Origin of the sequence: Chitinophaga sp. XS-30, assembly GCF_008086345.1 — a bacterium.
Lineage (GTDB): Bacteria > Bacteroidota > Bacteroidia > Chitinophagales > Chitinophagaceae > Chitinophaga.
In genome coordinates this window covers 3,197,181-3,212,472 of record NZ_CP043006.1, presented here as the reverse complement: position 1 = coordinate 3,212,472, position 15,292 = coordinate 3,197,181, and the positions used below count along the sequence as shown (strand labels likewise).

Genomic DNA, 15,292 nt, shown 5'->3' with positions numbered 1-15,292 from the left:
TAAACAAGACGTATAGGTAATGATCAAAACATATATCCAGGCCACCATTCAAGTGTTGGCGGCCTCCATATTTCCATATTTATTCATTTTTCTACTTTGGGGGGACGCAAAGGATAAACCCGGTTATTCTTTGCCCAGCTATCCCACATTGATGCAAGATCTTCTACTACTTCAGGATATTTTTTTGATAAATCGATGGTCTCCGACCTATCCCTGGTGATGTCATACAACTCCCAAACCCCGACAAAAGGAGGCTGTTTTTTTGCTTTCGATACAAGTTTCCAATTTTGGTATCTTATTGCCCGGTTTGCCTCATGTTCCCAAAACAACGGTCTCTCTTCCAATTTTTTGCCTGAGAATAATGCTATCAGACTTTTTCCTGCAGTTGGATGAATTATCGTGTTTTTATACCTTGTTGGATAAGTGGTGCCTGATGCCTCAACAAATGAAGGCATAATATCGATAATACTTGCCGGCGTACTGATTACTTGTTGGATTGGTTTTATAACATTGGGCCAGCTGGCAATGAAAGGTGTAGAGATCCCTCCCTCGTGTACATAATGTTTATATAGCTTAAATGGGGTATTGCTGGTGTTGGCCCAATTGATACGATAACTCTGGTAGCTTTGCGCAGTACCAAGACCTTCTAAAGTTTTATCCTCACCTCGTTCAATATCTTCGGCACATCCGCCATTATCAGACAAAAACACAATTAGTGTATTTTCTGTCATTTTCTCTTTTTCCAGTTCATTCAGTATACGTCCAATACCTTGATCCATGCAATCAATCTGGGCAGCATAGATGGCCATACGTTTTGCCCAAAGTTTTTTATCTGCTGCAGAAAGGCTGTTCCAATCGGGAATTTTATTGTCTTTTAAGCTCAGTTTTACTGAAGGATCAAACAAGCCAAGTTTCAACTGTTTTGCATAGCGTTGCGCCCTGATCTCCTCCCACCCTGCCAGGTACCTGTCTTCGTATTTTTTGATGTCTTCAGGTTTAGCATGAAGAGGCCAATGTGGTGCGTTGAAGGCTACATACATAAAAAAGGGTTCGCTTTTCTTTCTTTTAGCATGCATGTTGATGTACTTTACAGCGGTATCTGCAATAGCGTCCGTAAGATAAAAATCCTTCCCGGCAGTTATCTTATTGTTACCTGAGGTTAGCCCTGCAGGGTTGAAATAATTAGCAGCTCCCGGAATAATACCAAAATATTGATCAAAACCTCGCTGCAACGGCCAGTTTTTCTTGTCTCCATTATATTTGGTCTCGCCTGTTACATGCCACTTCCCTGAAGCATAAGTAGCATAACCACCCGTCTTTAATACTTGTGCTATAGTAACACATTCATTATTTAACTCTCCTCTATAACCAGGTTGTTGGCGGTCTGATGTCATCCAGCCAATACCGGCCATGTGGGGTGAAACTCCAGTCAAGAGAGAAGCCCTTGTAGGACAACAACGGGCGGAATTATAGAACTGAGACAATTTAACTCCGGATGAAGCAAGCTTATCAATATTTGGCGTGCTGATTTCCGATCCGAAACTGCCAATATCCGAATAACCCATATCATCTGCGAGAATCAAAATGATGTTAGGCCGGGTTTTTCCCTGAGCTGACAGTATTTCAAAGCTGCCTGATGCAATAATCAGCACAAGCATAAGGCACGTTTTAATAATTTTCATTTTATTTTTTAAAAAAAGTAACATAAACCTGTAACCTGGTCTTCCCTATTCAGGGTCGAAATCAGCAAATTTTCTGAACTTCAACTGCATGCTATTCTAAACTTCCAATACCCATTGTAAACTGAAATTGTCATACGATGGCTCCTTGCCGCCTTAACTCTTCCCGCAACAATTTCCCGTCCAGTTCAGCAACACCAATATTTTCTCTATTGCATAGTGCGGCCGCAGTCCCAGCCGCTTGCCCTAATGCCATACATTGAGCCTGTACCCTTATCGATGCAAATGCTTCGTGCGTAGCAGAAAGGCATCCGCCTGCAACCAGCAGATTGGTAGCTCCCTTTGGCACAAGCGACCGGTAAGAAATGGGATAAGGTTTCTGAAGAAAACTAACTTCCTGTTTACTATCCGAAGCCCGATGTATATCTACAGGATGACCTCCATAAGCTACAGTGTCTTCGAAGCCTTTGGGCTGCAGGATATCTTCCATAGTCATAGTATAAAGCCCGATAATCCCTCTTGTTTCGCGTATACCCACCTGCGTAGCAGTATCCAGCAAATAGGCATCTTTCATTGCGGGGATCTGCTCTTTGAAAACCTCAACAATTTTCATCACATCTTTTCGCAACTCCTGTTCGGCCTTCGACACATCATTGCCATCGGCTGCATTCCCGCTAAACCGCGTGGCGTTTACCGAGAGCTGGCCTGCTCTTAGTGTGCTGCCATGAACCGCCCAAGGACCTCCAAAATTGGAAAGTCTGCCTGCCTCAACTTCTTTGTTCAGCAGTTCTTTTAATTCCACACTGGCATATTTCACACCATCATGTGCCATAAGAAGGTTAAACGCTTGGGTATCAACACCACCGAGCCGAAAATAGAGTGACAGCGGTTGCAGTTCACCACCACGATTGTTGCGCATTTCCCAAGGCAATTTACTCCGGGATACCAGATCCCCGGTTCCTGTACAATCAATAAAATAGTTAGCCGCAATAGCTTGCCTTCCTGATTTGTTTTCGATCACTACATGTGTAAGTTCCTCCGGTATGTCAACATCAGATATACAATCCACAACCCTGGAATGAAAGAGTATCTGCACTCCAGCCTCCTCAACCATCTTCATCGCTACATATTTATATATTTCGGGATCATAAGGTACATTCCCACTTGGCAGATCTATTATTGCACCATCCCTTATCGCCATTTCTTCTATAAATTCTTCTGGTATGCCGGAAACAATACGGGTATTCTTAAAATTGAACTTGCTGATAGGCCCCACCAGTCCCGCGGTCGCCATCCCTCCTAAAAAACCATAATGCTCCAAAAGCAAAGTTTTTGCGCCGTTCCTTGCCGCTGCAATTGCGGCGATAAAACCAGAAGGACCACCACCACAAACCACCACATCGACCTTAAAAATTACCGGTACCTGTTTAGAAGGTTCTATTATAAAATTTCCTTTTTCGATCATCTCATTTACTAATTAAACTTGTTCGATTTCTTTACTGTTATGCTTGCCGTCAACTAAAAAACTGGCTATATATCCTGCAATAAAACAGGAAAGCATCCCCGTTAAACTATACACCATAAAATGAGCCGCTGTATATTTACTAACATAGAAGAGAATTATTGCACTGGCTATATAACCTATCAGGGCGGCAGTGTGCTTTACCCTTTTGGTAAAGATTCCCAATAGAAAAAGGCCGGCCAGTCCTCCTGTAAGCAACCCCGTTAATCTTCTGATCATATCCCATAAAGACCCTACTTCATACACAAACATGATAACGGCCAGAAGAGTACCAATCACTCCAAAAGCAGCGGACACTCCCTTTGCCATAAAAAGCTGTCGTTTCGGCAACAGTTTGTAAAAGCGTACATAATCTGTAACTACCGTAGCAGACATACTATTCATGGTACTGCTAATAGTAGACATGGCAACAGCAAATATTCCTGCAACAACCACACCCCTTACCCCTGATGGAAGTTCGTTGACAATAAACCATGGATATATAGATTCCTGTGTTGGCAAGGTTGGGTTCAAGGCTTCAGGGAAGGAATAATAATAAGCAAATAAAGCACTGCCTATAGCAAAAAACAGTACAGAGGACACCAAAATTAAAATGCCGTTTATCCACACTCCCCTGGTAGCACTTTTGATGTCTTTAGTGACTAAATATTTTTGAATAACGGTCTGATCAGATATGTAAGGAACTGATCCGCCTCCTATCCAATACGTAATCGCTACAAAAACTGTAATTTCAGAAAAACTGAAATCCCAATTTATAAATTCAAACTTGTCAAAATTATTGTTGATGGTGATGATTTCGCCCAAACCGCCATCCAATTTCAGCACAACAACCAAAATACTTAGCACTGCTGCTAATAGAAATACAAAAACCTGCAGCACCTCAGTCCATACCACGGCCTCAATTCCTCCCAAGGTTCCATAAACTGTCGAAAACAAGCCTATCACCAGTATACATGTCATTACATCAATTCCCGTTATCGCAGCGATAGCCAATGAAGGAAGCAATAACATTACACCGAATTTAGCCACCTGAAAAAACAGAAAACTCAAGCTTCCAATGATCCGGATCAAGGAACTGAATCTCTTTTCAAGATATTCATAAGCAGTAGTTACATCCAGTTTAAAATATACCGGGATGATGAATAAAACAACAAATGGTGCGACTACCAGGCTACTGATAGTTGGCAAAAAATACAACCAGCTTTCATTATAGGTTTTGGCAGGGGTGGTCAGGAAGGTAATAGCACTTAATAAGGTTCCAAAAATAGCTACTCCGGAAGCCCATCCAGGTATCCTGTTCCCTGCCTTGTAATAATCATTTGTGGTATTAATATTTTTTTTGTACTTATAGCCAATGTAAAAGATCGCTAAAAAGTACGCTCCGATCAGCAAATAATCCCACCCGTCCAATACCGACGATTCTTTGGATATCATACGAGCCTGCCATATTTCAGCAGAGCGTTTTGCCGGAGCGATCTCACCTCCCGGAAAGACGATATTACCATTCCAGTTTGATGCCTGGGTAAGCACTGGCAAGGATGCTGAAAACTCGCCTACTTTAGTCCATTTGTCTGTTAATGTATGATATGCCAATACATCTCTTGAGAACCCTTCATGTGTATTGCTGATTTCATTCAGTTTATCACGGTACGCTTCTTTTTTCCCGGGGTCTTTAGCGGCATTAAAATCTGCTAATGTCTTTCTAAACACCCTGTGGCCTTCACTATCTGCACCTCCAAAAACCAGAATATGGTTTAGCCCTACTGAAATAGATGCAGCCCCTGTCAGACATCTTAAACGCTGCCCCTTTAGTTGTATATCACGAAGTTTTCTCCACTTTAAGGTTTTGGGATTATAAGTATAGGCATCATGTAAAAGCACCTCGCTATTATTTACCTTGCCTTTTCCACTAAATAAATAGATGCAATCATTAGTCCCATTATGCTGTACTGCCAATACCGGCATCGTTCTACCTACCCCGGGCAACAATTCTAATTGCTCCCACTTCAGGGTTTGCTTACCATAATTATTTAAATCCAGTCTTAGAAAATATCGTGCAGGTTCACCATTCGGTTGTTCCTGCCCACCAGCTACATATATACTTCCATTCATTATTACGGCAGCGGTATAGGCCAGGCGAACTGGCATATCGGGCAAGGCTTCATATTCAACGGCTTGTTTATCCTTATTCCACTTTAGTAAAAAAGTGTTAGCCTTATAAGAAATGCTATCTGTTCCGCCAATGCATAAAAGCCCCCTGTTTGTACTTACCGATGCACCATAAGCCAGGGCAACCGGCAGTTTCAGTTTAGCATTAAGCCATTGGTATTCCTTTCCCGCTTTTTCAAGCACATAGATCTCATCATGCCATTTTTTAATACCCCCATCCCATGGATTACCTCCGGATAAGAAATTGGTACCACCGGCCATGATCAAGACATCATTATGAATTCCGGAAAAATGTGCAGCGACGCCAGCTGATTTATGAGCACTATTGTTTTGTGGAAGATATCCAAGTTTTCTCCATTCAACATGTGAAGAAACTTCCTGAGCAACAGAGAAGAAGCTGAACTTCAGTGAAAATATTAATAGCCCGCAAATAAATTTGAATCCAGGTCCTGATAATAAATACTCGCCGGTAGTTTTAATGCTTTGTAAATTGATAGGTTTATATGGTGACAATGTCATAGTTGATTCGGGATTGAATTTTAAATATGCTCTTTAGCTATTCTCCGTTTTGCAGTAGCCATTCCAGGCTAAAGCGAGCTAATGACACCTTTTGCGGCATGTGTTTTGTGCCACCATTGCCATAAAGGCAAACAATGCTTTTGTCGGGGAGAATGGCCAGGTCTGAGTAGGTCGCCCCACCTCCCTCCAACAATTTATTTACCTTCCAGCTTTTGCCCTCATCAGTACTTAGCCTGATGGTCAGATTCATTCTTTTTTCAGGATCTGTTGGTTGGGAGACTAGCAGTGTTCCGGATTTTAAAGAATAGCTGATCATACCGATATCACACATTTTGCCACCTAGTGCAGTGTCATATTCCATCGCCTGTGTCCAGGTTAATCCTTTATCGCTGCTCCACACCTTAGCCTGATGCGAATTTGAACTACCTGTTACCGTTCTGCCAACAAGCAAAATATCGCCATTTTCCTGTTCCACAATCTGTGATTCATTGAGTTCCCCCACCGGAGTATCGCCTCCAACTTTCCATGTTTTCCCGTGGTCGTCGCTATACACGCAATTAACGCCATATTGTCTTTCTTTGGTTGCAAACGAAATGGATTTTCTATGCCATACCTGAATAATGAGCCGGCCATCTTCCAATTGGATACCATGTCCCGGGCCAGGTAAGTGAAAAGTCCATTCGTGTACATTTTCGGTAAACAACGAAGTAATCTCAACAGCGTCCGACCAGCTGATCCCATCATCTTTACTGGTTTTAAAATACACCTGTGTGCTTACGTTTTTATGGTTTAAGGCATAGAAAAGAAAAATTTCTTTAGTTTGCCGGTCTTGCACTACTGTAGGGTTTGCCCATGACTGCCCTTGTGTACTTTCTACAACAATTTTTGACCCGGAAAAGCTGATACCTTTGTCTGTACTTCTTTTCAGCACAATGTGATGAGCGCCATCATCGGCACCATTATCAATTCTGGCTTCTGCAAAAGCAAGTATTGTCCCCCTATCCGTTGCGGTAAGTCCATATACAAAATGAGCGAACATCCTGTTCTCATTCTCAGCCCATACTGTAGTCTTGCAAACTTGTTTTTTGATGATTTCCTTATTTGTCTTATTCTGACCAAAATGGAACAATGGCCATATCAGGAAAACAAAAAGTATTAATCTCTTGCGCTGCATGTTTAATGTTTAATCTTTACAGTTGTGGGTTCTGGTTTGCGAATTGCTGGCGGAAGCGGCAGGTCTTTTCCTGAAAGTAAAAAGAGTTTACCCCTCGGTACAGCGTGCTTACGAATATGCCCATTATCGCCTCCGGTAAAAATATCCAGGTATCCATCGCCATCCCAATCAGACAGACTGATACCTCCGTTATGAAATGAAATCTGGTTTGATAATTTGATGGGCTTTTCAAACTGCATTGGTTTGTCTGAGGCACGATAATAGAAAATACCGCCCCGTTTCCTGTCAAAAGCATGGTACACGAGCAGATCAGGCTTGCCATCTAAATCCCAGTCGGCCATTGTAAACGAACTGCGGCCATGACCAATATCCAGGATACGGGTTTTAATTTGTAAAGGTTTTCCATTATAGTCAAGGAATGTTTGTGATTGTTCTAATTTGTTTGTGCCATTTCCCGGCCAAAGCTTGAGCACATTTCGCTCATCCATAGCAATTAAATCAAGATGTCCATCTGCATTGAGATCAATAACCGCTGGTTGCACTCTGTGAGCAGCGGCCAATGGTTCTCCATCAATTTCAAATACTACCGGCTTCTCGAAACGAAGTTCTCCTTTCACCAGCCGCCCTTTCAGCAATAATTGCCGCAGGCCCATCGAACCGGTTAACATATCCCGAATACCATCCCCATCCCAGTCGGCAAGCCGGGGGAGCACACGCTCAAAATACCATTCCATTGGGCCCCACACCGAGCCTAGCCCACGTTCAATGCTGTAATACTCTACCGGACTTCCATCCACAAATTTCAATGGTTCTGGTATGGCCCAAACAGGTTTAGCATTGCTACCTGTGTTGATAATTACTTTTGGAGCAGCTGGCTCTGAGCCAACAACCAGATCCGTATCGCCATCTCCGTCCCAATCAACAGGTTCTATCGTTCCAATGCCCGGCGGCATCACCGGACTATTCTGATCGCCGGCCATCATCAAAGGCCCTTGTTGAACCCAGCCCCCATTTTGTTGCTTAAACATCAGGATATTGTCTACACAACCGAAATAAGTGCTTGCAAGCAACTCCTCATTACCATCGCCATCCAGATCTGCAAAGCGGGGATGAATGGCAAGAATGCTAAGTATCGGGGCTTTATTTTGACCAGCAAGCAATCCTGCAAAGCTAAACTCCGGTTGTTCCTTCGTGCCGGTATTTCTGAAATACATTATACCGGGTTTGTGCTGCCCGACAATTAAATCGGTCAACCCGTCTTTGTCCATATCAAACGCAATGGGGTATGGAAAACCATAAGGTGAAACGGGCGAATGATCCGCCTCAATTACCTGCGGTTCATCAAAGATCAGACTGTCGGCCGTAGACCTGTTATACATAATATACAGGCGGCTGGCATTTGCGTTCCATGACGCTTGTGGATTGTTAAACCCTGCAGCAAAATCTAGCGAAGGCTGGGCAATGCGTGGATGTGAAGTACCTACAATAAGATCTTCTTTACCGTCACCGTTTAAATCGGCCACATCGATTGTTGGACTTATCCAACAATCGAGAAAGTTCTGAACAGGTTTTCCTTTCAGATCAAATGCCTTGATCACCTCCCATGTGGTTTTGCCTTTAAGCCGAACAGGTATAAACATATGAAGTCCCAATTGCTTTTTACCGGCATCACTAATTTGACGATGGCGCTCAAAAGCGATAAAAGACGTCAAGTTTTGCTGGGTTTTCACCCCCGAATGCCGGATGACGGAAAAAAATCTTCCTACACGCGCATCCTTAAGTAAAACTTGTTCATGCTCAAATACATTATTAAACTTCGGCTTTTTCTTGCTCCCTATATTTTCTATAAGCGAGATGCCACCACGGCCTGTTGTAAGCATATCCTTATCGCCATCAACATCCCAGTCCATAAAAAGAAAATCCGGCGCTCCTATTACCGATGCAGCCAAGGGGATATCTTTATCATGCCCAAAAACAAAGGGCCTGGCACCCACATTTTGGGCCAGCGAATCAAGACTGGCAACAGTTAGTGAAATTATTAAAAACAGCTTTAGCTTATCCATCATGGAATTATATTTACAGTCACTTCTTTAACTACCTCTCGCTGAATCTCCCTATTGGCATTCATTGCAATGAACGTAGCCTTATAGATGCCCGGCTCAGCATACATATGAGAAAAAGTTGCGGTCGCCTTCTGGGTAATATCTTTTATGTTAACAGGTTTCCCTGGATAAGTTTGAAACACCTGAAAATCGGTGCTTATTACCCAGTCATCATCTGATTCCTTATTAATTGGATTTGCGGTATGTATTAACCTATGATTCGCTGTTTGTCCGGTATTAATGGTCCATTGGTTATCAGCTCCTGCAAATTCAACAACCTTAAACAGACCTCCCGCCATAGTTGACGTTATATAGTAATCATCATTCCCGGGAACCATATTTACAAGTTCCAGGTATCCTATGTTCCAATACCGCTGTGCAGTAGTTGTTGGATTCTCTGAAAGATAGCGGAACGCAATAAACATCGGCTTCCCCTCTACCTTCAAATCATCAAGATTAATGTCTCCGGAAGCAACATCTGCATTTGTAGCTGTATTTGCCGCCATAGTGGCCCTGTCCGTAATATTTGTCCAGTTTGCCGCTTTAACACTTTTTTCATCATACTCGCCATTAAAATCGGTAGAAACAAGAACAGAAATATTTCTCGGGAGCGTGGCTCCCGCCCTTGTATTTCCTCTAAATCTTAAAACGAGTGTTCCTTCATTCGAATTGAAATCAAATCGCTTGTCATACTCACTCCCTCGCTCACCGGAATAGAACACAATATTATCAGGATCCCCGGTTAAATTAAATTTGACGCTATCGCCTAATTTAGCGGTAGCAGCTGCTACCGAAACTGTAAAATCATCAGGAGCTGGAACCTCCATATCTGAACAAGCTGTGAAAAACGCACTTGTAATTGACAGTAAGCATATTATTTTTTTCATACTATTATTTTTACAGGTTACTATTACTAGTATCCAGGATTCTGCTTAGCCTGATTGTTATATAATAATTCGGCTATAGGAATAGGGAGAAATATATTCTTATCCTCAATATTATCAGCCGAACGTGTATAATGCGTTTTTGTTACATTTGAGGGTGCATAAGGTACAACTGCGGGAGGCACAAGTTGCAGGCCATCTGATGGTTTGATATCGCTGCTGCCAGATGTTATATCTGTACGCATTTGTTTTACTGTAGACACCAATATACCCCAACGTTTTAAATCCTGTTTTCTTAAAAACTCGCCATTCAGTTCCATTAAACGTTCATCCTGAATAGCTTTAAGAAACGCCCCCTGATCTATAGTCTGGTCGGGGCTTAATTCACCATTACCATTCAAAACAGCAGTGGCTGCAGCACCAGCGCCATTGTCCCCAGGTGCCGGACTAATTGTTACAGTAGTATTATCAGGGTAGTTTTCACCAGGATCTGTTACCTGTATTGATGATACTTTACCAGCCGTAAGTACAGCAACTGCTGTTGCTCCAGTACCTCCCGCTCCACTAATCGTTACAGTTGGAACCTGACTATAATCTGTAGTACCGCCGTTCACGACGTTTATCCCAGTAATAATTTTACCATTAAATTCTCCATACGCTCTTCTTCGTACCTGATTTACAAGTTCGATAGCTTCTGAAGTGGGTTGACCTGAATTTAATGCGGTTTCAGCTTCGGCTAACATTAATAGTACATCCGCATAGCGAATAATTGAATAATTAGTAGGACTTTGAGTTGGAAGGCGAGGTTCATTTTCCTCCGTTCTCCTCCATTTTCCAGGATAACGGGTATAATATAAGTTATAAGCAACCGCAGCCATCGCTGGTGGTGCAGTAATTCCGCCACCGCTATATTTAAATGGCGCTACGCACCAATCACGTCTTTGATCGGGAGATACTTCCCGGATAGCATTTGTGGCTGTTGTATACTGAAATGACTCGTATGTTCTGAATAACCTGGGATAAACGAAAAGCCGGCCATCGCTTCTTCCCACAACATCACTGCTTGTAGGAATACCCACCCTCACCTGACCTGGGGCACTTTGTTCCGGGGCATTGGAGTTAACACTAAAGCCAACTTCCCAAATACTTTCTCTGTAGGTCAAATCGTACTGATCCTTCGTCTGCAGCTTGAAAATTTCACGATAATCCGGATTGAGCTTATGAATGCCTGATCCGACAACTAATCTGGCCCATTTTGCAGCATCTTCATATCGTCTGGTATCATTAACTGGTTCTCCGGCAGCATACAAACATACCCTTGCTAAAATAGCTTGAACTGCCGTTTGCGTTACACGTTCACTGTATTGAAAATCTGTGGCCTTTTGATCAGAAAGCAAGCCCTCTGCAATAATCATCTCATCTATAACCCAATCATAAACTTCTTTTGTTGGTGTAAATGGCATGTTAGCATCAGATGGAGAATTAGTTGCAGTAAGTCTTAATGGTACATCGCCATACCATTGCGTAAGCATAAAATAAAGGTAGGCTCTTAAAAAAACAGTTTCACCTTTAATATGCTTTCTATCGGTATCCGTAAGATCAGATGGACCATCTATATACGCCAACACTACATTGGCACGGTCTACACCATCATAAAGAGCAGTCCACACGCTACCAACTTGCGGATCGGCTGAGGTAGCATTATACCATGGAATTTTAGGTATACTACCACCTGTAGCATACACCAATTCATCAGTAGTAGCTGTTACAAGATGCTGGTAATTATCCCCATATAAATTATTGGTCCCTAACACCTTATACACACCGTTCAATGCTGCATCGAAATTGGCTTTTTTTGTAAAATAAACTTCCGGACTAACAAAATCTGAAGGTATAGTTTCTAATATTTTTTTACATGATGAAATGAAAAAAACCGCTACAACAGTCATTATCATTACCATAAAACTCCGTTTCATAAATTTATTTTTTATGTTCATCATAACGTTACATTTAAACCGAAAACGATTGTTTGCACTTGTGGATATGCGGAAAAGTCGAAGGCTGGAGTTAGCCCAAAACCTTTTGTAGAAACCTCCGGATCCGGACCTGAATATTTTGTCCAGGTATACAGGTTCTGAGCAGAAAGGGAAATTCTTGCAGACTTTAATCCTTTAATAAGATCTCTCTTAATATTGTATCCGAGGGAAACTGTCTTTAAACGAAGAAAAGATGCATCTTCAATATAGCGCGTTGATAAAACAGCTGTAATTCCGTTTGACCCACTTCTTGGAATCGAAGTATTTTGATTTTCCGGTGTCCACCTATCGAGAAAACTAACGCTGACATTTCTATTCAGTGTTCCACCATTCATGTTCTCCATATTGATTTTATTCGCATTGAGAACTTCATTGCCATATGACCATTGTAAAAAAATATTCAGATCGAAATTTTTATATGTAAAGTTGTTACTAAATCCACCAATGTGCTTTGGATAAGGATTGCCAATAATTGTTTGATCCGCGTCGTTTACTATACCATCATTGTTTAAATCTTTATATTTTGCATCACCAGGCTGTCTTGCTTGTGTACCAAGTAATCCGGCGGTTGTTGGCAGTTCTCTTTTCAGCTCGCCCTGTTTGTTAAAATCCGAATATTGATAGACACCATCAAACACAAATCCATAAAAATGAACCAGTTGATCTCCTACCCTGCTTATCCAAGCCGGACTTGAAAAAATGGTTCCAAAGCTTGGTATCGTTGTAAATAATCTATCTTCATCCATAGTTAGCGCCACAAGCTTATTCTGGTTGAAAGAGATATTCAAGTTCGAGTTCCAGGTAAAATTTTTAGTTTCAATATTTTGAGAATTAAATGTTACTTCAAAACCCCTATTTTGTATTTTCCCAAAGTTCACCGTGGCACTTGAATATCCTGTACTTGTTGGAAGACGGGAGTTATACAATAAATCGAAGGTATTCTTATGGTAGTAATCCAGTTCAGCTGAAAGTCTGTTCTTGAATAAACCCAATTCCAAACCCACATCAAATTGCCCCGTGGTTTCCCATTTTAAAGTGCTATTTTCAAATACGCTTTGCGTAAATGCCGGGTTAACTGATGAACCGAAGGGGTAGTATCCGGCAGAAGCAATTCTTGCAAAATAAGCGAAGTCGCTTATTCTATTGTTTCCGGTTACCCCATAGCTTGCTCTTAATTTTGCGTTTGAAATGAAAGGTAAAATTTCCATAAATTTCTCATCACCCAGGCGCCATGCAAAAGCACCTGATGGAAAATATCCGAATTTATTTCCCTCTGCAAATTTGGACGACCCATCTGCTCTGATGGTAGCGGTAAAAATGTATTTTTCAAAAAGGGTATAGTTCACTCTACCAGTATAAGACAGTAGTCCCCAATTGGTACTGGTAGACGAACTACCATACACTATACCTTCCTCCAATCCGCTTAGCCCCAAAGCTTCGTTTGGAAGCTGGTTAGCTTTGTAACCAAAGCCGGACGATTTTCTTGTTTGGACGGAAAATGCTCCTACCGCTGTAAGACGATGATTCTTATTAAATTTTTTATTGTAGGTTAAGATGTTTTCATTTGATAAATTAACAATTTCATTCTGGCTAAGGCTTCCATTTACACCATTGCTTCTACCTATAGTAGTAGATGGACTACCACTTCGTGTACTCGAATTATTAAACAACTCTGATATGGTACGTGAGAGATCTGCCCCGCCGGTTACTCTCAATTTTAAACCTTTAGCTATATCATATTCTAAATAACCATTAAAAGTTGTGTGCTTGTTTTTTTCTACATCATGTTGATTCTGTACTGTTTTTATAGGATTATATAAATACGTTTCAGCTTCAGGGTCTACTTCCACATCCTCAAAATCCACATCGTAATCAGGGTTACCTATGGGTCTGAAAGTCCATAAATTGTAGAATAAATTTTGCACCTGTGAATTACCTGAACCCGCAGCCATACCAGTTTGATCCCGCGGTTTAATTCCAGAAACTTTAGAATCGGAATAGTTTACATTAACACCAACTTTAAATTTCTTATTTATATTATGATCTAAAGTAAAGCGCCCCTGCATACGATCAAAGCCGCTTCGCATTACCACACCATCCTGATCTAAATAAGAAGCAGAAAGTGAAAATTTAGTTTTTTCGGAACCACCACTAACGCGTAAGGTGTGATTTTGAAAAAAAGCAGCCGGGCTAACAACTTTATCATACCAATTTATTCCTTTAACATTTCTATAATCTTCTAAAGTTAAATCATGAGTTGTTGGATCATCGTCTACAAAATAGAAGTTTGTTGCTCTTGGACGATCAATTTCTAATTGTAGTGCTATAAAATCGTATGGTCCCAGAACATCCAGCCTGCTATTATTTGCATTTGCAAACCCGCTAAAACCATTGTAATTGACTTGAGTTGCTCCAGCTTTTCCCTTTTTTGTGGTCAGCATAATAACTCCGTTAGCTCCTCTGGCACCATAAACAGCGGTTGATGAAGCATCCTTTAACACTTCTATCGACTCAATTTCTGCCATGTTTATGGAATTACTATTAAAGTTTTCCATTGGAAACCCATCAATAACATATAAAGGCGAATTGCTTTGAGTCAAAGAATTATTTCCTCTGATTACAATACTAGGTCCCTCGCCCGGTTGACCATCGGTTGCTGCGACCCTTACCCCTGCTAAACGTCCCGCTAGCGCTTGCTCAAAAGAAGCAACAGGTGCTTTTTCCATATCAGCCATTTCTACCTTGCCTACCGCTCCAGTCAGATCACGCTTTGTAACCGTTCCATACCCTATCACAACAATTCCATCTAATGAATTAGTTGAAGGCGAAAGAGACACATTAATGATACTTCGCCCCCTAATCCCAATTTCTTGAGTTTCAAACCCCATAAATCTAATTCTTAAGGTTCCATTACCATTAGGCACCCTCAAAGTGAATTTACCAGCACTATCAGTTGTTGTGCGTAAACTGGACCCTAATAAATTGACACTGGCATAAGGAAGGGGCGCTCTTTTTTCGGAGTCGATTATAACTCCGGAGACTACGAAAGGATTATCTTGACAAAATGCTCCCACAATTAACAGGAGCAATGCCACAGACATAGTAGCAATGTGTTTAATCATATCATATCAGTTTATAACGTGGTTTTGTCTACAACGTGGTTTTGTTTATAACGTGGTTTTGTCTATAACGTGGTTTTTTTACGTA

The 15,292-nt window shown here is 41.5% G+C and carries 8 protein-coding genes; all 8 read right to left on the bottom strand.

Annotation, left to right across the window (positions count from 1 at the left end):
- Positions 1–83 precede the first annotated feature (83 nt).
- Positions 84–1,658 carry an arylsulfatase gene (locus FW415_RS13200; RefSeq protein ID WP_210420677.1) on the bottom strand — a complete coding sequence of 525 codons (1,575 nt, stop codon included), beginning with the start codon at positions 1,656–1,658 and terminating at the stop codon, positions 84–86.
- A 154-nt stretch (positions 1,659–1,812) separates the two neighbouring features.
- Entirely contained in the window at positions 1,813–3,144 is a 1,332-nt protein-coding gene (locus FW415_RS13195) for an FAD-dependent oxidoreductase (RefSeq protein ID WP_148385713.1), read from the bottom strand.
- A 12-nt stretch (positions 3,145–3,156) separates the two neighbouring features.
- Positions 3,157–5,889, bottom strand: a complete 2,733-nt coding sequence (locus tag FW415_RS13190) for a sodium/solute symporter (protein ID WP_148385710.1) — start codon at positions 5,887–5,889, stop codon at positions 3,157–3,159.
- A gap of 37 nt (positions 5,890–5,926) precedes the next feature.
- Positions 5,927–7,063: an exo-alpha-sialidase gene (locus tag FW415_RS13185; RefSeq protein ID WP_148385708.1), complete on the bottom strand. Its 1,137-nt coding sequence runs from the start codon at positions 7,061–7,063 to the stop codon at positions 5,927–5,929.
- A gap of 2 nt (positions 7,064–7,065) precedes the next feature.
- Complete coding sequence (locus FW415_RS13180) at positions 7,066–9,129, bottom strand: VCBS repeat-containing protein (RefSeq protein ID WP_148385706.1); 2,064 nt, start codon at positions 9,127–9,129, stop codon at positions 7,066–7,068.
- A complete protein-coding gene (locus FW415_RS13175) occupies positions 9,126–10,052 on the bottom strand; it encodes a DUF5017 domain-containing protein (protein ID WP_148385704.1) in 927 nt (308 codons plus the stop codon). Before FW415_RS13175 ends, FW415_RS13180 begins: the two co-directional genes overlap by 4 nt.
- A 26-nt stretch (positions 10,053–10,078) precedes the next feature.
- The gene (locus FW415_RS13170) at positions 10,079–12,049 is read right to left on the bottom strand and encodes a RagB/SusD family nutrient uptake outer membrane protein (RefSeq protein WP_148385701.1); all 1,971 of its coding nucleotides are present in this window, start codon (positions 12,047–12,049) and stop codon (positions 10,079–10,081) included.
- Positions 12,046–15,207: a TonB-dependent receptor gene (locus FW415_RS13165; RefSeq protein ID WP_148385698.1), complete on the bottom strand. Its 3,162-nt coding sequence runs from the start codon at positions 15,205–15,207 to the stop codon at positions 12,046–12,048. The genes FW415_RS13170 and FW415_RS13165 overlap by 4 nt, the downstream gene beginning before the upstream one ends.
- Positions 15,208–15,292 lie beyond the last annotated feature (85 nt).

Excerpts from the sequence above, each read along its gene's own strand:
- FW415_RS13170 (WP_148385701.1), bottom strand. The coding sequence starts at position 12,049 with ATGATGAACATAAAAAATAAATTTATGAAACGGAGTTTTATGGTAATG.
- FW415_RS13200 (WP_210420677.1), bottom strand. The coding sequence starts at position 1,658 with ATGCTTGTGCTGATTATTGCATCAGGCAGCTTTGAAATACTGTCAGCT.
- FW415_RS13185 (WP_148385708.1), bottom strand. The coding sequence starts at position 7,063 with ATGCAGCGCAAGAGATTAATACTTTTTGTTTTCCTGATATGGCCATTG.
- FW415_RS13190 (WP_148385710.1), bottom strand. The coding sequence starts at position 5,889 with ATGACATTGTCACCATATAAACCTATCAATTTACAAAGCATTAAAACT.
- FW415_RS13165 (WP_148385698.1), bottom strand. The coding sequence starts at position 15,207 with ATGATTAAACACATTGCTACTATGTCTGTGGCATTGCTCCTGTTAATT.
- FW415_RS13175 (WP_148385704.1), bottom strand. The coding sequence starts at position 10,052 with ATGAAAAAAATAATATGCTTACTGTCAATTACAAGTGCGTTTTTCACA.
- FW415_RS13180 (WP_148385706.1), bottom strand. The coding sequence starts at position 9,129 with ATGATGGATAAGCTAAAGCTGTTTTTAATAATTTCACTAACTGTTGCC.
- FW415_RS13195 (WP_148385713.1), bottom strand. The coding sequence starts at position 3,144 with ATGATCGAAAAAGGAAATTTTATAATAGAACCTTCTAAACAGGTACCG.